The organism is Halopseudomonas aestusnigri (assembly GCF_002197985.1).
Lineage (GTDB): Bacteria > Pseudomonadota > Gammaproteobacteria > Pseudomonadales > Pseudomonadaceae > Halopseudomonas > Halopseudomonas aestusnigri.
Window position 1 is genome coordinate 294613 of record NZ_NBYK01000003.1, and the last position, 16994, is coordinate 311606.

Consider the following 16994-nt stretch of genomic DNA (forward strand, 5'->3'; position numbering starts at 1 on the left):
TTCACCATGTCGGCGACACAAAACTACGGCACTGGCCGTCGTAAAACTGCCACCGCTCGCGTATTCCTGCGTCCGGGTTCTGGCAATATCTCTATCAACAATCGCAGCCTGGAGAACTTCTTCGGTCGCGAAACGGCTCGCATGGTTGTTCGTCAGCCGCTCGAGCTGACCGAGAGCACCGAGAAGTTCGACGTCTACGTGACTGTCAGCGGCGGCGGTATCTCCGGTCAGGCCGGTGCCATCCGTCACGGCATCACTCGTGCTCTGATGGAATACGACGAAACACTGCGCGGCGCGCTGCGCAAAGCGGGTTATGTTACCCGTGACGCTCGTGAAGTTGAGCGTAAGAAAGTCGGTCTGCGCAAGGCGCGTAAGCGTCCGCAGTACTCCAAGCGTTAATCTCGTATTGCGCTGCAAAACGCCCGGGCTCCGGAAGGAGTGCCGGGCGTTTTCGTATCTGCGGCAAGGTGTCGCGCCTGCTATGGTTAGATGCAAGTCCCTGATTGGGCGCGAATTCGGTATAGTGTCGGCCGTGCTGGGAGTGGATATCACCTTGTCAAAAAAGGGGTTTTTCATTACCATCGGTTTCATTTTGTGCAGGCTGTTCAACACTTCAAAAGGCCTTCTGAAAAGGTCCAGAAATTAGCTGATGGGAGACGACTGGATGAGTAATGACGGCGTGAATAATGGCCGGCGTCGCTTCCTGGTGGCCGCCACGAGTGTGGTTGGTGCCGCCGGAGCAGTAGGGGCCGCAGTCCCCTTCGTGGGGGCTTGGTTCCCCAGCGCCCGAGCCAAGGCGGCTGGTGCGCCGGTAAAGGTGAATATCAGCAAGATCGAGCTGGGTCAGCAGATCGTTGTCGAATGGCGCGGTCAGCCCGTGTTTGTTTCGCATCGGACCCCTGAGGCCATTGCGGTCCTGGACGAGATGGACTCGGTTGTTGCCGATCCCAACTCCCAGGCTTCCGTTCAGCCGGCCTATGTGGATGGCAAGACGCGCGCGATCAAGCCTGAGCTGCTGGTAGTGATGGGCGTATGTACCCACCTGGGTTGCTCTCCGCTGTTCAAGCCGGAAGTGGCCGCTGCCGACATGGGTGCCGACTGGAAAGGCGGGTACTTCTGCCCTTGCCACGGCTCTCACTACGACATGTCCGGTCGCGTCTTCAAGGGCCAGCCTGCGCCCCTGAATCTTCCGGTACCGCCCTATTCATATGAGTCTGATGACGTAATCGTGATCGGCGTGGATCAGGAGAGCGCCTGATGAATAAATTGATGCAATGGGTGAACGAGCGGATGTCCGTCAATCAGGTGATGGAAGATCACCTGACCAAGTACTACGCGCCCAAGAACTTCAACTTCTTCTACTTTTTCGGCTCGCTGGCCATGCTGGTGCTGGTTAACCAGCTGGTTACCGGTATCTGGCTGACCATGAGCTACGAGCCCTCTGCTGACGGTGCCTTCGCCTCCGTTGAGTACATCATGCGTGATGTGGAGTACGGCTGGCTGCTGCGTTACCTGCACTCGACCGGCGCATCTGCGTTCTTCGTGGTGGTGTATCTGCACATGCTGCGGGGCCTGATGTACGGCTCCTACCAGAAGCCGCGTGAGCTGATCTGGCTGTTCGGCATGCTGATCTATCTGGTGCTGATGGGTGAAGCCTTCATGGGTTACCTGCTGCCTTGGGGGCAAATGTCCTACTGGGGTGCTCAGGTGATCATCTCCCTGTTCGGTGCAATTCCGTTCATCGGTCCGGATCTGGCGCAATGGGTACGTGGCGACTTCCTGATCTCCGGTATCACCCTGAACCGCTTCTTCGCGCTGCACGTTATCGCGCTGCCGATCGTTCTGCTGGGCCTGGTTGTGCTGCACATCATCGCGCTGCACGAAGTGGGCTCCAACAACCCTGACGGTATCGATATCAAGAAGTTCAAGGACGAGAATGGCAAGCCGCTTGATGGTATCGCCTTCCACCCGTACTACACCGTTAAAGACATTGTCGGTGTTGTGGTCTTCCTGTTCGTGTTCTGTGCCATTGTGTTCTTCTTCCCGGAGATGGGTGGCTATTTCCTCGAGAAGCCGAACTTTGAAATCGCCAACCAGCTGAAGACGCCTGATCACATTGCGCCGGTCTGGTACTTCACGCCGTTCTACGCGATTCTGCGTGCGGTTCCCTCGATTGCCGGCTCTGCCTTCCCGGGTGTTCTGGCGATGGGCGCTGCCATTGCAATCCTGTTTGTACTGCCCTGGCTGGACCGTAGCCCGGTTCGCTCCATTCGCTATAAAGGCTGGATGAGCAAGCTGTGGCTGGTCATCTTCTGCGTGTGCTTCGTCATCCTGGGTGTGCTGGGCGCGATTCCGTCGACTCCCGGTCGCACATTGCTGTCGCAGATTTGTACCGTTCTGTATTTCGCCTTCTTCATCCTGATGCCGTTCTACACCCGGATGGAGAAGACCAAACCGGTTCCGGAGAGGGTTACTGGCTAATGAAAAAACAACTTATTGCCCTGATGTTCGCTCTGGTGCCGACCGTAGCCTTCGCGGCTGGCGGTAGTGGTTACCACCTGGATGAAGCCAACATCGATCTGACCGACAAGGCCGCACTGCAGGATGGCGCGCGCACCTTCGTCAACTACTGTATGGGTTGCCACTCTGCGCAGTATCAGCGTTACGAGCGTGTTGCTACCGACTTGGGTATTCCTGAGCAGCTGATGCTCGATAACCTGGTGTTCACCGAAGGTACTCTGATCGGTGACCATATGAAGAACGCCATGCGTCCTTCGGATGCCAAGAAATGGTTCGGTGCTGCGCCGCCGGATCTGACGCTGGTTGCCCGTGTTCGTGGTAATGACTGGCTGTACACCTACCTGCGTACCTTCTATGAAGATCCTGCTCGTCCGCTGGGTGCCAACAACAAGGTATTCCCGAATGTCGGTATGCCGAACGTGCTGGCTGAGCTGCAGGGTCGTCAGGTGATCGGCTGCAAGGCCATGCCGGTCAAGGACGACAGCGGCAAGGTCATGCGCGACACCCTCAGTGGTGAGATCATGAAGCAGGAGCAGTGTGACGTTCTGACGGTGGTTCCGGGTACCGGTACCCAGACTGAGGAAGAGTTCGATACCACTGTGCGCAACCTGGTCACCTTCCTGGCGTACTCGGCAGACCCGATCAAGCTGGAGCGTCACCGCATCGGTGTGTACGTGCTGCTGTATCTGGCCTTCCTGTTCGTGTTTGCGTATCTGCTGAAGCGCGAATACTGGCGAGATGTCCATTGATCTTCTGAGGTCTGGATGATCTGTGCGCGCCCCTTGAGGGCGCGCACTTGTTTCTGGGGTATAATGGCGCTCTGCGCGCGCAGCCTGACTGCGCGCTTTGTGCTTTTAGGTGTCAGTTTGGCGCCTGCCGCAGTCCGAATAAGGATGAGGGTTTACATATGGGCGTAACCGCCAACAAGCGTTCCTCCATGGCATTTTTCTCTGACCCCCGGGATCACTACTGCCATCGGGTCAGGATTGTGCTGGCAGAAAAGGGGGTTACCGTTGACGTGATTAACGTTGAGCCTGGCGATCATCCGCAGGAGCTTGCCGAGAATAATCCCTATAACAATGTACCCACGTTGCTTGATCGTGATCTGGTGCTGTATGAGCCCAATATCATGATGGAGTACCTGGACGAGCGTTTCCCGCACCCGCCATTGTTGCCGGTTTATCCTGTCGCGCGTGCCAACAGTCGCCTGCTGATGTATCGCGTGCAGCGTGACTGGTGCCGTCTGGTTGATGTCATCGTTGATCCGAAGAGCGCTGCTGCAGAGGTAACGCGTGCCCGCAAGGAATTGCGCGAGAGTCTGATCGGAGTCGCTCCGGTATTTGCCGAAATGCCTTTCTTCATGAGTGAAGAGTTCAGTCTGGTGGACTGCTGCATTGCCCCGATTCTCTGGCGTTTGCCGGAGCTGGGTGTCGAGTTGCCCAAGCAGGCCAAGCCGTTGCTCGACTACATGGAGCGGATCTTCCAGCGTGAGGGATTTATTGCCAGTCTGTCGGCGGCCGAGCGGGATATGAAGACCAACTGATTGGAGGACGCGCCTGTGGTTGCAATGAGTTCCAGTCGCCCCTATCTGGTGCGCGCCCTGTATGAGTGGATTCTGGATAACCAGTGCACCCCGTATATGCTGGTCAACGCGGAGTACCCGGACACGGCTGTGCCGACCGCGTTTGTCGAGGATGGGCAGATCGTGCTGAATCTGTCGCCAAGTGCCGTGCGTGAATTGCACATGGATAACGAGTTGATCAGCTTTGACGGTCGTTTTGGCGGGGTCGCTCAGCAGGTATGGATTCCGTTGGGCGCGGTTATGGCCATCTACGCCCGGGAGAATGGTCAGGGTATGGTGTTCGAACTGGAGCCCAGTACCCCGCCGCCGGATGAGGCTGACGGTGATGATCAGCCGCCACAGCCGCCGCGGCCAGAGGGTGGCGGTCGTCCGTCGCTGAAGGTCGTCAAGTAGCCACAAAAAAACCCGCTTTGCGGGTTTTTTTGTGGGCTGCTGATGATGGGTCAGTCGAGGTATTCGAACAGCTTGACGATGCGCTGGACGCCGCCAATCTGTTGGGCCTGTGCTACCGCAAGGTTGGCCTCGTGGTGGGTGACCAGTCCCATCAGATAAACCACGCCGGCCTCGGTGACGACCTTGATGCGTGTGCCGGGGATGGTGCCGTCAGTCAGCAGGCGGGTCTTCAGGTTGGCGGTAATCAGGCCGTCCTGGTTGCGCGCCAGCAGTGACAGGCGCGGGCCGGCGGTCAGTTCGTTGTGAACCACCTTGACCCTTTGCACCTGCTTGGCGGCTTCGCCAGCGGTGGCAATCAGGTCGCCGCGCGGCACCTGGCCGGCCAGTAGCACTACGCCGTTGTAGCTGGTAACTACAATGCGGCCTTCTGTTTCAATTGCGGTGTTGGCCTTGTTGACGTTGACCGCAACCTTGGTCTCGATCAACTGGTCATCGATGCTGCTGCCGATGGTGCGGGTGCCGTGGTTGTCCTGAATGGGCGTATCGCGTGTGGCTGTCAGGACAGAGCTGCAGCCGGCAAGCATCAGAGCCAGAGCAATGGCTGACAGTCGTTTCATTCCTCGCTCCCGAACAGTTGACGGTCAATCAGGTCGCACAGGCAATGAATCGCCAGCAGATGGACTTCCTGGATGCGTGCGGTCGAGCGGGCCGGAACGCGGATCTCTACGTCCTCAGGCATCAGCAGTGACGCCATGGCGCCGCCATCGCGGCCGGTCAGCGCAACAACGTGCATCTCGCGATCGTGTGCAGCCTGAATGGCCTGCATGACGTTGGCAGAGTTGCCGCTGGTCGAGATCGCCAGCAGGATATCGCCGGGTTGTCCGAGTGCGCGGATCTGCTTGGAGAATACCTCTTCGTAACTGTAATCGTTGGCGATCGAGGTAATGGTTGATGCATCGGTAGTCAGAGCGATTGCCGGCAGGCTTGGGCGTTCCCGTTCAAAGCGGTTCAGCAGCTCGGAGGAGAAGTGCTGCGCGTCACCCGCGGAGCCGCCGTTGCCGCAGGTAAGGATCTTGCCCTCACTGAGCAGCGCGTTGACCATCATCTGGCTACCTTGCTCGATGCTGGGGCCGAGCACGTCCATCGCGCGGGTCTTGGTTTCGATGCTATCGGTAAAAAGCTGTCTGATGCGGTGTTGCATGTCCATAGGGAAACTCGCTAGCAAGTGAATGCCTCTCGAATCCAGTGGTAGGACTTCGGATTCGAAGGGTCGCCTTCGGCGGCTATGACGTCAAAACGACAGGGCTGGTTGGCCAGGCGGGGCGTGTTCAGCAGATAGTGCTGCGCGGTATGAATCAGGCGATGCTGCTTGGCCCGATTAACGCTCTCTGCTGCGCTTCCCCAATGGCTCTGCTGCCTGTAGCGCACTTCGACGAATACTACTGTATCGCCGTCGCGCATGACCAGATCAAGCTCGCCCTGTCGGCACCTATAATTGCGTGCCAGACAGGATAGACCTGCGTTGCACATGATTTGTTCAGCCATGCGCTCGGCGAGATTGCCCAGCTGCTGCCGGCTGGTCGGATGCGGCATCAGAGGGCGCCGCTGTCGCTCGGTGCTGCAGGTTCAAGGACCCCATTGCGGATCTGGCCCCAGGGTAGCAGGCGCTGAATTCGCCCGGTGCTGTCCAGCGTCAGTTCGCCGGTCGCGCCTTCTATGCGTGTATCCGGGTATTCGCGCATCTGGGGCAGGCGGGCAAAGATGCGCTGGGTATCAACACCCATGGCGTAAAGGCGTCCCAGAGCCCCTCCTGCCTGGGGCCAGTTGCCGGTGACGTCGGAATACAGTGGATCGTTCTGCTCCAGCAGCCAGGGGATCTCGGCGATCAGCAAGCCGTCAAGGTCGGTATTCTGCATGCCGCTAGAGTCGATCTGATAGGCGTGCGATGTCGCGTAAACAGGCAGGTCGGCTGCGTACTGGAACGCCAGGGTTGGCTTGATCTGGCGTGCCTGCAAGGGTGTTGCTGCGAGGAACAGGGCATCCAGGTCCTGACGTGGCGTGGGCTGGGCCAGTACGTCGCCGAGGATGCTGCTGATGCGGTTTGCTCGATTCTCGCTCTGCTTGATTTTCAGCAATTCGCCCATCTGATTGGCAACAGCTGCGGGCTGGTCTACCAGCTCCTGACCTATCAGGATGCCGCCGAGGCGCTCCCATTCAGTGATAAAGGCACGGTTGGCGCGCTGGCTCCAGTCGTCCCGTGTACTCAGGGTGGCCATGCGGCGCTTGCCGTCGTTCCAGGCACGAATGGCCGCAGAACGAGCCTCGTCTTCCGGGGCGAGCCCGAACTGATAGATGCTGCTGTCCGAGGTGGCCTGTTCGGCGTAGTTCAGTACCAGGGTCGGCAGCGGCAGTGCGCCGCTGCTGGCCAGTTGGGCGACCTTGTCTTTCTCCAGGGGGCCGATCATCCATTGAACGCCTTCGCGCTTGGCCTGATTCAGCGCGTCGATGGCCTGGCTGTACTCGGTGCTGTCATAAAGGGTGACCTGAGGCTGGCTGATGCCCTGACTTTGCGCCTGGTACTGCGCTGCCAGGAAACCATCACGCAGCGCCTGTGCTGCGCTGGCGAGTGGCCCGTTGAAGGGCAGCAGCAGGCCGATGTGGGTTGGGCGACTCGCCTGCAGCGCTTCGATTTGCTGGATCGAGTCGGGCAGGCGATTGGCGGCGGGATGGGTTGCATGGCTTTCCTTCCAGGCCTTCAGCGCCCGGACTTGCAGGTCCAGATTGCGCTGATTGCGGGTAATCAGTGCCAGCTCAAGCCATCCTGCGAATTCACCGCTGGCGCCTTCGCTGGCCGTCTGCAGTGTCTGGGTTTTCGCCTGGGTCAGGCTGTCCCAGATTGCCTGGTTGTTAGCAGCCTGTTGGCTCGGGTCAAGCAGGCTGTGAATAAAGACGCGCTCCCGGGCTGCTTCGATGTATTGCCCGTTGGCGTCCAGTATATCTGCGCGCAACTGCTGAATGCGCAGCTGTTCGTGCAGGGGGCGGATGTCGAGCTGCTCAAGGGACGGGTGCTTGATTGCGGTCAGTGCCGTGAGGCTGTCACCCAGGGCCATCGCGCTGGTGGCCTGCAGCTCGCTGAATCGAATCTGCTGGTCTGCTGGCAGGGCGCTTTGCGGAATGTCCTCGAGGACGCGCAGGGTCTGCTCGGGATTACCGTTGTTCAATGCGGTCTGGGCGGCGTGCAGGCGGAGCAGGTTGGCTTCGGCACCGTCATGGCGGGCGGCACTTTTCAGAATTTCTTCAACCGAGGCATCGGGTGTGCGGGGCAGCTCGTCCAGGCTTTTCGGTGCGGAAGCACAGCCGGCCAGCACTGTGGTCAGTGTCAGAGCCAGGGTCGACAGGCGAATGGAGCGGTGCATGCGAGGTGTCCTTACGAGCGGGATTGGGGCGAAAGGCCGGCGGGTCGGGTGGCGTCATTGTACCCAAGCAGACGTGCAATCTCCAAGGTGCACGGCACACCCCGGGCAGCTGCTGTACAATGCGTCACAAATTGCGTTCAGGAAATCCCATGACCACTGTTGCCGGTACTCTTTTTGTGGTGGCTACGCCGATCGGTAATCTTCAGGATATGAGCCCGCGGGCGCTTCAGGTGCTCAAGGATGTCCGCCTGATTGCTGCCGAAGACACCCGCCACAGCGCCAGGCTGATGCAGCATTTCGGTATTGATACGCCGATGACGGCCTGTCATGACCATAATGAACGGGATAAGGGCGAGCGGCTGGTTGAGCGTCTGCTGGCCGGTGATGATGTTGCCTTGATTTCCGATGCCGGTACGCCGCTGATCTCCGACCCCGGTTACCACCTGGTGCGTCAGGCGCGCGAGGCTGGTGTCAGAGTATCTCCTGTGCCTGGGGCCTGCGCCCTGATTGCCGCGCTCAGTGCGGCGGGCATGCCGTCGGACCGCTTTGCCTTTGAGGGGTTTCTTCCTGCCAAGGCTCACGGGCGCCGGCAGCGTTTGCAGGCGCTGGCAGCGGAAGACCGGACCTGGATGGTCTACGAGGCGCCGCACCGTTTGCTTGAGTGTCTGCAGGACATGCAACAGGTGCTGGGAGACGAACGGCGGGTACTGCTGGCTCGCGAGCTGACCAAGACCTTCGAGACCCTGCGTGCGGCGCCGCTCTCTGAGCTGGTTAAGTGGGTCTCGGGCGATTCGGATCAGCAGCGCGGTGAGTGTGTGCTGGTGGTGGAGGGGGCGCCTGCGCCGGAAGCCGATGCGGTCGGTGACGAGGCGCTGCGGGTGCTGGATCTGCTGCTGGCGGAGTTGCCGCTCAAGCGGGCTGCAAAGCTGGCGTCAGAGATCACCGGGGTGCGCAAGAACCTGTTGTATCAGATCGCACTGGAGCGCGGCGCCTAATAGATTGGGGTGGCGGTTAAAGCAATGCTTGCCCTGCGCCGCTCCGCCCGCTAATCTTGCCGCCAAGAGTTGGCTGGGCAGTCGCTGTGGCGCTACGCAAGTAGTGTCGTGGAGGAAAGTCCGGGCTCCATAGGGCAAAGTGCCAGGTAACGCCTGGGAGGCGCGAGCCTACGGAAAGTGCAGCAGAAAGCAAACCGCCTAAGCGCGCAAGCGCCGGTAAGGGTGAAAAGGTGCGGTAAGAGCGCACCGCGCAGCTGGTAACAGTCTGTGGCGTGGTAAACCCCACTTGGAGCAAGACCAAATAGGAATCCGTCGGTGTGGCCCGCACTGGATTCGGGTAGGTTGCTAGAGGTTGTCAGTGATGGCGATCCCAGAGGAATGACTGTCCTCGACAGAACCCGGCTTACAGGCCAACTCTTATTTTCCTTCCTGTGTGACTTACTTCTTCTTAGAGCAAAAAAATCTTACTCCTCACAATTCACTTTAACTTGTGAGGCGATCTTTTTGCTTTGGTTATTTTTTGTTGCTTCCTGATACCCTCTTTTGCATCCATATTCCCGCTAAAACCACCTAAACCACTGCTGTGCAAGGTTTTTTTCCTCTGTGCGGCTCTTGACGCTGTATAGGTGCATTTCTATAGTGTCGCAAAGTGGTGTTATGTGGGACGGAGTGGGATTTTTTGGCGAGCTCCGGCCAATTATCTAGGGGAAGGACGACAACGTGTTTCGCGGAGCCAATGCCATCAATCTCGACGCCAAAGGGCGACTCGCGATGCCTGCGCGCTATCGCGACCGTCTGTTGGCGTCCTGTGATGGACAGTTGGTTGTCACTATCGCGCTGGAAGACCGTTGTCTCTGGATTTACCCCCTGCACGAATGGGAAGCCGTCGAGGCCAAGCTGCGGCAGGCGCCCAACATGAATCCTGCGGTCAAGCGTCTGCAACGTCTGCTGATCGGTAATGCCTTCGAGCTTGAGCTGGATGGCGCCGGTCGCTTTGTCGTGCCGCCGCTGCTGCGTGAATACGCCGGGCTGGACAAGAAGGTAATGCTGGTCGGTCAAATCGGTAAGTTCGAGCTCTGGAGTGAAGACGCCTGGACTGCTACCACCTCTGCCTATCTGGACGAGTCGCAGGAGGCTGGCGAGTTGCCGGCTGAACTGCACTCGCTGAGCCTGTGAGTACCGTGTCCTCCTATTCCCATATCAGTGTATTGCTGAACGAGGCGCTTGATGCGCTCGCCATTCAGCCTGACGGCATCTATATCGACGGCACCTTCGGCCGAGGAGGTCATAGTCGAGCATTGCTCGCCCGCTTGGGGCCAGAGGGCAGGCTGATTGCCTTTGACAAAGATCCGGAAGCCATCCGGGCTGGCGAACAACTGGCGGCCGAAGACGGCCGCTTTGTCGTTGTACAGCGGTCCTTTGCCGAGATGGCTGACGAAATGCGTGCGCGCGGTCTGCACGGGCGTATCAGTGGTGTTTTGCTGGATCTGGGTGTGTCCTCGCCCCAGCTCGATGATCCGACCCGTGGCTTCAGTTTTCTCAATGACGGCCCGCTCGACATGCGCATGAATCCCGGTGTTGGCCAGAGTGCAGCCGACTGGGTCAACACTGCCAGCGAGGCGGATATTGCCACCGTGCTCAAGGAGTACGGTGAGGAGCGTTTCTCCAAGCGTATGGCCCGGGCGGTAGTAACCCGCCGCGCCGCGCAGCCCTTTGCCCGTACCGGTGATCTGGCGGCGGTCATCAAGGAAGCCAACCCGGCCTGGGAAAAGGGTAAGCATCCGGCGACCCGGGCGTTCCAGGGCATTCGCATTTTCATCAACCGCGAGCTGGATGATCTGGCCGATGGCCTGCGTGCAGCGCTGGATGTCCTGGCACCGGCCGGCCGCCTGGCGGTAATCAGCTTCCACTCCCTGGAAGACCGCATGGTCAAGCAATTCATGCGTCGTGAGGCCAAGGGCGCTCCGATTCCGCGTGACCTGCCGATTCGCGACATTGATATTCCGGTCTCGATCAATCTGGTCGGCAAGGCGATCAAGCCGAGTGCCGCCGAGATCGAAGCCAACCCCCGTGCCCGCAGCGCCGTGCTGCGTATTGCGGAGAAGCGCTGATGAACGCGCCTGCGCCACTGTCCAAGCGTTCCGGCCTGCCGACTGGCAGTGGCTGGCTGACGCTGGTGTTCGTGCTGGGCGTCGCCAGCGCGCTGGCAGTGTCCTACAGCGCCCACTGGAGCCGTCAGCTGCTCAACGAGCTGGCGACCGAGATGGATGTGCGTGAGAAGGCGCAGGCGGAATGGGGACGGCTGGTGCTGGAGCAGAGCACCTGGACGGCCTACAGCCGCATTGAACGGATTGCCACCGAACAGCTCGGTATGCACGTCCCTGAGCCCAGCGACGTGATTCTGGTGAAACCATGAAGCGATTTGCGCTCAAGTCCAACGGCAGCCTGTACCCCTGGCGTTTTCGCCTGGTTATCGGGTTGCTTGGGCTTTGCTGCGCAGCGGTTGTCTGGCGCATTGCCGAGCTGCATGTGCTGGACGAAGGCTTCCTGCGCAGTCAGGGCGACAAGCGCAGTGTGCGTCATGTGCCGATTCCGGCTCACCGGGGTCAGATCACCGACCGCAACGGTGAGCCGTTGGCGGTCAGTACACCGGTGTTGACCATTTGGGCCAACCCGTCGCAGCTGATTGATCAGCAGGCTCACTGGCCGGAGCTTGCCAGTGCCCTGGGTACCGATCTGGCGACCTTCAGCGAGCGTCTCAAGGCCAATGCCGACAAAGAGTTCATCTATCTGCGCCGGCGCATGACCCCGGCCTCCGGCGAAGCCGTCATGGCGCTCAAGGTGCACGGCGTCTACAGCATCGAAGAATACCGCCGCTTTTACCCGGCCGGTGAAGTGGCGGCGCATCTGGTCGGCTTCACCAATGTTGACGAGCAGGGCCAGGAAGGGCTTGAGCTGGCCTATGACCAGTGGCTGCAAGGTGTACCGGGCAAACGTCAGGTTTTGCAGGACCGCCGTGGTCGTCTGATCAAGGATGTGCAGGTGGTCAGTAACGCCCGCCCGGGCAATGACTTGCGCCTCTCTATCGATCTGCGTCTGCAGTATCTGGCGCACCGTCAGCTGCGCGAAGGTATGCAGGAGTTCGGCGCCAAGGCCGGGTCGGTCGTGATGCTCGACGTGCATACCGGTGAAGTGCTGGCGATGGTCAATCAGCCGTCCTATAACCCCAACAATCGGGCCAATCTGCAGCCGAGCATGATGCGCAATCGCGCCATGATCGATGTCTTTGAGCCGGGTTCGACCATGAAACCGATTTCCATGACGGCCGCGCTTGCCACTGGTCGCTGGAAGCCGAGTGACCAGGTCAATGTCTATCCGGGCACCCTGCGAATCGGTCGTTACACCATTCGCGATGTATCCCGGGCACCGGGTGGCGTACTCGATCTGGCGGGCATTCTGCTCAAATCCAGTAACGTCGGCATGAGTAAGGTGGCGCTGGATATTGGCGGCGAAGCGGTGCATGACGCCATGGCGGCGGTAGGCCTGGGTGAGTACACCGGTGTTGGTTTTCCGGGCGAAAGCGTCGGCAAGCTGCCGACCTACCGCACCTGGCGCTCGGCCGAAACCGCGGCCCTGTCCTATGGCTACGGCCTGTCGGTTACCGCCGTTCAACTGGCGCAGGCCTACGCGATTCTGGCCAACGACGGTCGCAAGGTGCCGATGTCTCTGCTGCGGGTGGACGGTTTGCCCGACACCCAGCAGGTGCTGCCGGAAGACGCCACCCGAATGGTTCAGGAAATGCTGCAGAACGTCATTGAGGCCGAGGGCGGCACCCACAGGGCGCGGGTTCCGGGCTATCACGTATCCGGTAAGAGTGGCACCGCACGCAAGGCCAGTACCTCGAGCAAGGGCTATCAGGAAGATTCCTATCGTTCGCTGTTTGCCGGGTTCGGCCCGAGCAGTGACCCGCGCATCGCCATTGCAGTGGTAATCGATGAGCCCAGCAACGGTGGCTACTACGGCGGCCTGGTTGCCGCCCCGGTATTTGGCGGGCTGATGTCCAATGCACTGCGGCTGATGAACGTGGCGCCGGATAATCTGGCCTCGCTGGAGCAGCCTGCACTGCCATCGCCGCCGGCACTGGCCACCACCGGAGAGCCGCGATGAAACTGTCTCAGCTGTTCCCTGGCAAGGTAAGCGCCGACGCGGATATTCACGGCATCACCCTCGACAGCCGCCACGTACGTGATGGTGATCTGTTTGTTGCGTTCCCCGGTCTGCGTCACGACGGCCGTGACTATATTGCCCAGGCTGTTGCTGCTGGCGCCGCCGCGGTCGTTCTGGAGTCGCAGGGCGCTGTCGCACACCAGCTGGCCGTGCCGTCGGTGCAGATTGAAGGGCTGGCGGAACAATTGTCTGCGCTGGCTGACCGGTTTTATCAGCAGCCCAGCGCCGCGCTGCAGGTGATTGGTATCACCGGCACCAACGGCAAGACCAGCGTCAGTCAGATGCTGGCTCAGGCGCTGGATCGTCTGGGCAATCGCTGCGGCGTGATCGGTACCCTTGGCAGCGGCCTGGCTGGTGCGCTGATTGATCACGGCATGACCACGCCAGATGCCGTTGCGGTACAGGCGCAACTGGCGTCTATGCGTGATCAGGGCGCAAGCCACGTGGCGATGGAGGTGTCCTCCCATGCGCTGGACCAGCACCGCGTTGCCGCGGTGCGTTTTGCTGTGGCGGTGTTTACCAATCTGAGTCGTGATCATCTGGACTATCACGGCACCATGGCTGCCTACGGCGAAGCCAAGGCGCGGCTGTTCCAGCGCGATCTGCAGGCGGCAGTGGTCAACCTGGATGACGCTTTCGGTCGTGAGTTGGCCGAGCGCTGCGCCGCGCCGGTTATCGGTTACAGCCTGAGCGATCCTGCTGCGACGCTGTATTGCCGCGAACTGGTCTGTGACAGCCTTGGGCTGAACGCCCGGTTGCAGGTGCAGGGCCGCGAGTTTGCCCTGCGCAGTCCGCTGCTGGGCAGTTTCAATATGAGCAATCTGCTCGCCGTGCTGGGTGGTCTGCTGGCGCTGGGCGTCGATGCCGGCGCAGCCGTTGAGCAGGTCGCGCAGTTGCAGCCGCCGGCCGGTCGCATGCAGCGCCTTGGCGGCGGCGACCTGCCGCTGGTGGTGGTCGATTACGCGCATACCCCGGATGCACTGGAAAAGGCACTGACTGCCCTGCATCAGCATGCAGCAGGGCGCGTTGTCTGCATCTTCGGCTGTGGCGGCGACCGCGATAATGGCAAGCGGCCGATGATGGCGCGGGTTGCCGAACAGTTCGCAGAGGCCGTGGTGGTCACCGATGACAACCCGAGAACCGAGCCTTCGCAGCAAATCATCGAACAAATTTGCCGGGGTGCGGAACACCCGCAGGCGCTGACCGTCATACCCAACCGTGCGCAAGCCATCGCCAGTACGATTGCGGCAGCGCAGCCCGGCGATGTGATCCTGCTCGCCGGCAAGGGTCACGAGAATTACCAGGAGATTGACGGAGTGCGTCACCCCTTCAGTGATATTGAACAGGCCAGCCTCGCGCTGCAGCAGTGGGAGGCCGCTCATGCTTGATGCATTGCGTCTGTCCGATCTGCTCAAGCCGTTGGCCGCTACCCTCAATGGCGTAGATACCCATTTCGACAGCGTCAGCATTGATGCCCGCAAGGTTGCCAAAGGCGGCCTGTTTGTCGCGCTGCCCGGCAGCCGCAGCAATGGTCACGACTTTGTCGCCCAGGCCCGCAAAAACGGCGCTGCAGCGGCCATGGTCGAATACCTTGTCGATGATCCGCTGCCGCAATTGCTGGTGCACGATTGCCAACTGGCCCTGGGCCAGTTGGGCGCCCTGGTGCGCGATCAGTTCCGCGGCACCGTGATCGGCATTACCGGCTCCAGTGGCAAGACCACGGTAAAGGAAATGCTCGCTGCCATTCTGCGTGAGTGTGGGCCGGTACTGGCCACCCAGGGCAACCTGAACAACGAACTTGGCGTACCGCTGACCCTGCTGCAGCTTAACGCCGAGCACCGCTTTGCGGTGATCGAGATGGGCGCGGCGCAGGTGGGTGACATCAACTACACCATGGGTCTGGTCAAACCGCAGATCAGTGTGCTGACCAACGCCGGCATGGCGCATGTTGGCCGGTTTGGAAGTCCGGAGAGCATCGCCAGGGCCAAGGGCGAGATCGTCAGCGCGCTGCCCGATGGCGGTCAGGCAATCCTCAATCTGGACAGCCCCTGGTTCGAACAGTGGTATCAGTTGCTTGGCAGCCGTCGTACCGCATGTTCGTTCAGCCTGAAGAATCCGACTGCGCAGCTGCGCGCCGAAGAGGTCGAGATCGACGCGGCGGGATGTCCGCACTTCAACCTGGTGACCCCGGTCGGCGTGGTCCCGGTTCGTCTGCAGTTGCGCGGTGAACACAATATTGCCAATGCGCTGGCAGCGGCGGGCGCGGCGCTGGCGGCAGGTGCGCCACTGGATGCGATTGCCCGAGGTCTGCTGTCCCTTGCGCCGGTGGCGGGGCGCGGCAACTGGCGGAACGGCATTGGCGGTGCACAAATCATTGACGACGCCTACAACGCCAACCCGGCGTCTGTGAAGGCCGCCATCGATGTGCTGGCCAGCCTGTCCGGTCGGCGTCTGCTGGTGCTGGGTGATATGGGCGAGCTGGGCGAATGGGCCGAGCAGAGTCATCGTGACGTTGGTCTGCATGCGCGTGAGCGGGGCCTGGACGGGCTCTATGCGACAGGCAGGCTGTCTGCGCTGGCGGTGGAGGCATTCGGCGCTAACGGCCGGCTGTTCGATAGCCGCGAAGCGCTGATTGAGGCGCTCAGGCAGGATCTGGATGCCAACACCCGGGTGTTGGTCAAAGGCTCGCGCAGTGCGGGTATGGATGTAGTGGTCGCCGGCCTTCTGGCCCCGGCGCACGCGCACGATAACGATAACGGGGCCAGCTGACATGTTGCTTTTACTCGCCGAATTCCTCCAGCAGTACTACTCCGGCTTTGCCGTATTCCAGTATCTGACCCTGCGCGGCATTCTGGGTGTGCTGACGGCGCTGGCGATGGCGCTGTTTTTGGGGCCCTGGATGATTCGGACGCTGCAGGTTCGGCAGATCGGCCAGGCGGTGCGCAATGACGGTCCGCAGTCGCACTTGTCCAAGAAGGGCACGCCAACCATGGGCGGCGCATTGATTCTGGTTGCCATCGGTGTCAGCACTCTGTTGTGGGCAGACCTGAGCAACCTCTATGTCTGGGTGGTGCTGGGCGTTACCTTCAGCTTTGGTGCGGTTGGCTGGGTCGACGACTATCGTAAGGTAATCGAGAAGAACTCGCGCGGCCTGCCATCGCGCTGGAAGTATTTCTGGCAGTCGGTATTCGGTCTGGCTGCAGCCTTAGTGCTGTATATGGCGGCCGAAACGCCGGTCGAGACTACGCTGATCGTGCCTTTCTTCAAGCAGGTCGAGTTTCAGCTCGGGGCGCTGTTTGTGGTGCTGACCTATTTCGTCATCGTCGGCTCCAGCAATGCAGTCAACCTGACCGATGGTCTGGACGGGCTGGCGATCATGCCGACGGTCATGGTGGGCGGCGCGCTGGGCATCTTTGCCTATCTGTCAGGTAACGCCAAGTTCGCCGAGTACCTGCTGATCCCCTATGTACCCGGCGCCGGTGAACTGATCATCTTCTGTGGCGCGCTGCTGGGTGCCGGTCTCGGATTTCTCTGGTTCAACACCTATCCGGCTCAGGTTTTTATGGGCGATGTCGGTGCGCTGGCGCTGGGCGCAGCGCTGGGTGTGATTGCCGTGATCGTCCGGCAGGAAATCGTCCTGTTCATCATGGGCGGCATTTTTGTGGTGGAGACGCTGTCGGTGATCGTGCAGGTGGCGTCGTTCAAGCTAACCGGTCGGCGAGTGTTCCGCATGGCGCCCATTCACCACCACTTTGAACTCAAGGGCTGGCCGGAGCCGCGCGTCATCGTGCGCTTCTGGATCATCACCGTGGTACTGGTGCTGATCGGTCTTGCCACCCTGAAACTGCGTTGAGGAGCAGA

18 protein-coding genes and 1 other RNA gene are annotated in these 16994 nt (G+C 60.5%); 15 read left to right on the forward strand and 4 right to left on the reverse strand.

The genetic code is table 11. The annotated features are described in order from the left end of the window. Positions 1 to 6 precede the first annotated feature (6 nt). The 6 genes from rpsI to B7O88_RS07530 all read left to right on the forward strand — a co-directional run bounded on the left by rpsI (position 7) and on the right by B7O88_RS07530 (position 4495). Positions 7 to 399 (forward strand): 30S ribosomal protein S9, encoded by a 393-nt coding sequence (rpsI, locus tag B7O88_RS07505; RefSeq protein ID WP_088274789.1) that lies wholly within the window; start codon positions 7 to 9, stop codon positions 397 to 399. Between the two features lie 265 nt (positions 400 to 664). After that, positions 665 to 1258 carry a ubiquinol-cytochrome c reductase iron-sulfur subunit gene (gene petA / locus B7O88_RS07510; RefSeq protein ID WP_088274914.1) on the forward strand — a complete coding sequence of 198 codons (594 nt, stop codon included), beginning with the start codon at positions 665 to 667 and terminating at the stop codon, positions 1256 to 1258. Further along, complete coding sequence (locus B7O88_RS07515) at positions 1258 to 2481, forward strand: cytochrome b (RefSeq protein ID WP_088274791.1); 1224 nt, start codon at positions 1258 to 1260, stop codon at positions 2479 to 2481. The genes petA and B7O88_RS07515 overlap by 1 nt, the downstream gene beginning before the upstream one ends. Beyond that, positions 2481 to 3269, forward strand: coding sequence for a cytochrome c1 (locus B7O88_RS07520; RefSeq protein WP_088274793.1), 789 nt, complete (start codon positions 2481 to 2483; stop codon positions 3267 to 3269). The genes B7O88_RS07515 and B7O88_RS07520 overlap by 1 nt, the downstream gene beginning before the upstream one ends. Positions 3270 to 3427: 158 nt before the next feature. Beyond that, positions 3428 to 4063: a glutathione S-transferase N-terminal domain-containing protein gene (locus tag B7O88_RS07525; RefSeq protein ID WP_088274795.1), complete on the forward strand. Its 636-nt coding sequence runs from the start codon at positions 3428 to 3430 to the stop codon at positions 4061 to 4063. A gap of 24 nt (positions 4064 to 4087) precedes the next feature. Then, on the forward strand, positions 4088 to 4495 hold the full coding sequence (locus B7O88_RS07530; protein WP_088274797.1) for a ClpXP protease specificity-enhancing factor: 408 nt from the start codon (positions 4088 to 4090) through the stop codon (positions 4493 to 4495). Between the two features lie 50 nt (positions 4496 to 4545). Here the strand turns inward: B7O88_RS07530 and B7O88_RS07535 are convergent, their stop codons facing one another. The 4 genes from B7O88_RS07535 to B7O88_RS07550 are packed head-to-tail and all read right to left on the reverse strand — an operon-like array spanning position 4546 to position 7911. Further along, entirely contained in the window at positions 4546 to 5112 is a 567-nt protein-coding gene (locus tag B7O88_RS07535) for a BON domain-containing protein (RefSeq protein ID WP_088274799.1), read from the reverse strand. Then, positions 5109 to 5702, reverse strand: a complete 594-nt coding sequence (locus B7O88_RS07540) for a phosphoheptose isomerase (RefSeq protein ID WP_088274801.1) — start codon at positions 5700 to 5702, stop codon at positions 5109 to 5111. The genes B7O88_RS07535 and B7O88_RS07540 overlap by 4 nt, the downstream gene beginning before the upstream one ends. A gap of 11 nt (positions 5703 to 5713) precedes the next feature. Then, positions 5714 to 6088 (reverse strand): YraN family protein, encoded by a 375-nt coding sequence (locus B7O88_RS07545; protein ID WP_088274803.1) that lies wholly within the window; start codon positions 6086 to 6088, stop codon positions 5714 to 5716. Next, the gene (locus B7O88_RS07550; protein ID WP_088274805.1) at positions 6088 to 7911 is read right to left on the reverse strand and encodes a penicillin-binding protein activator; all 1824 of its coding nucleotides are present in this window, start codon (positions 7909 to 7911) and stop codon (positions 6088 to 6090) included. Before B7O88_RS07550 ends, B7O88_RS07545 begins: the two co-directional genes overlap by 1 nt. 149 nt (positions 7912 to 8060) lie before the next feature. Between B7O88_RS07550 and rsmI the strand changes: the two genes are divergently transcribed. The 9 genes from rsmI to mraY all read left to right on the forward strand — a co-directional run bounded on the left by rsmI (position 8061) and on the right by mraY (position 16986). Next, complete coding sequence (rsmI, locus tag B7O88_RS07555; RefSeq protein ID WP_088274807.1) at positions 8061 to 8906, forward strand: 16S rRNA (cytidine(1402)-2'-O)-methyltransferase; 846 nt, start codon at positions 8061 to 8063, stop codon at positions 8904 to 8906. A gap of 65 nt (positions 8907 to 8971) precedes the next feature. Next, positions 8972 to 9328, forward strand: an RNA gene (rnpB, locus tag B7O88_RS07560) — RNase P RNA component class A. Positions 9329 to 9626: 298 nt separating this feature from the next. Beyond that, positions 9627 to 10082 carry a division/cell wall cluster transcriptional repressor MraZ gene (gene mraZ / locus B7O88_RS07565; RefSeq protein WP_088274809.1) on the forward strand — a complete coding sequence of 152 codons (456 nt, stop codon included), beginning with the start codon at positions 9627 to 9629 and terminating at the stop codon, positions 10080 to 10082. Beyond that, positions 10079 to 11017: a 16S rRNA (cytosine(1402)-N(4))-methyltransferase RsmH gene (gene rsmH, locus B7O88_RS07570; RefSeq protein ID WP_088274811.1), complete on the forward strand. Its 939-nt coding sequence runs from the start codon at positions 10079 to 10081 to the stop codon at positions 11015 to 11017. Before mraZ ends, rsmH begins: the two co-directional genes overlap by 4 nt. Further along, positions 11017 to 11322 carry a cell division protein FtsL gene (ftsL, locus tag B7O88_RS07575; protein ID WP_088274813.1) on the forward strand — a complete coding sequence of 102 codons (306 nt, stop codon included), beginning with the start codon at positions 11017 to 11019 and terminating at the stop codon, positions 11320 to 11322. Before rsmH ends, ftsL begins: the two co-directional genes overlap by 1 nt. After that, positions 11319 to 13073, forward strand: coding sequence for a peptidoglycan D,D-transpeptidase FtsI family protein (locus B7O88_RS07580; RefSeq protein WP_088274815.1), 1755 nt, complete (start codon positions 11319 to 11321; stop codon positions 13071 to 13073). The genes ftsL and B7O88_RS07580 overlap by 4 nt, the downstream gene beginning before the upstream one ends. Continuing rightward, positions 13070 to 14521 carry a UDP-N-acetylmuramoyl-L-alanyl-D-glutamate--2,6-diaminopimelate ligase gene (locus tag B7O88_RS07585; RefSeq protein ID WP_088274817.1) on the forward strand — a complete coding sequence of 484 codons (1452 nt, stop codon included), beginning with the start codon at positions 13070 to 13072 and terminating at the stop codon, positions 14519 to 14521. Before B7O88_RS07580 ends, B7O88_RS07585 begins: the two co-directional genes overlap by 4 nt. Next, positions 14514 to 15902 (forward strand): UDP-N-acetylmuramoyl-tripeptide--D-alanyl-D-alanine ligase, encoded by a 1389-nt coding sequence (locus tag B7O88_RS07590; protein ID WP_088274819.1) that lies wholly within the window; start codon positions 14514 to 14516, stop codon positions 15900 to 15902. The genes B7O88_RS07585 and B7O88_RS07590 overlap by 8 nt, the downstream gene beginning before the upstream one ends. A gap of 1 nt (position 15903) precedes the next feature. After that, positions 15904 to 16986 carry a phospho-N-acetylmuramoyl-pentapeptide-transferase gene (gene mraY / locus B7O88_RS07595; RefSeq protein ID WP_088274821.1) on the forward strand — a complete coding sequence of 361 codons (1083 nt, stop codon included), beginning with the start codon at positions 15904 to 15906 and terminating at the stop codon, positions 16984 to 16986. Positions 16987 to 16994 lie beyond the last annotated feature (8 nt).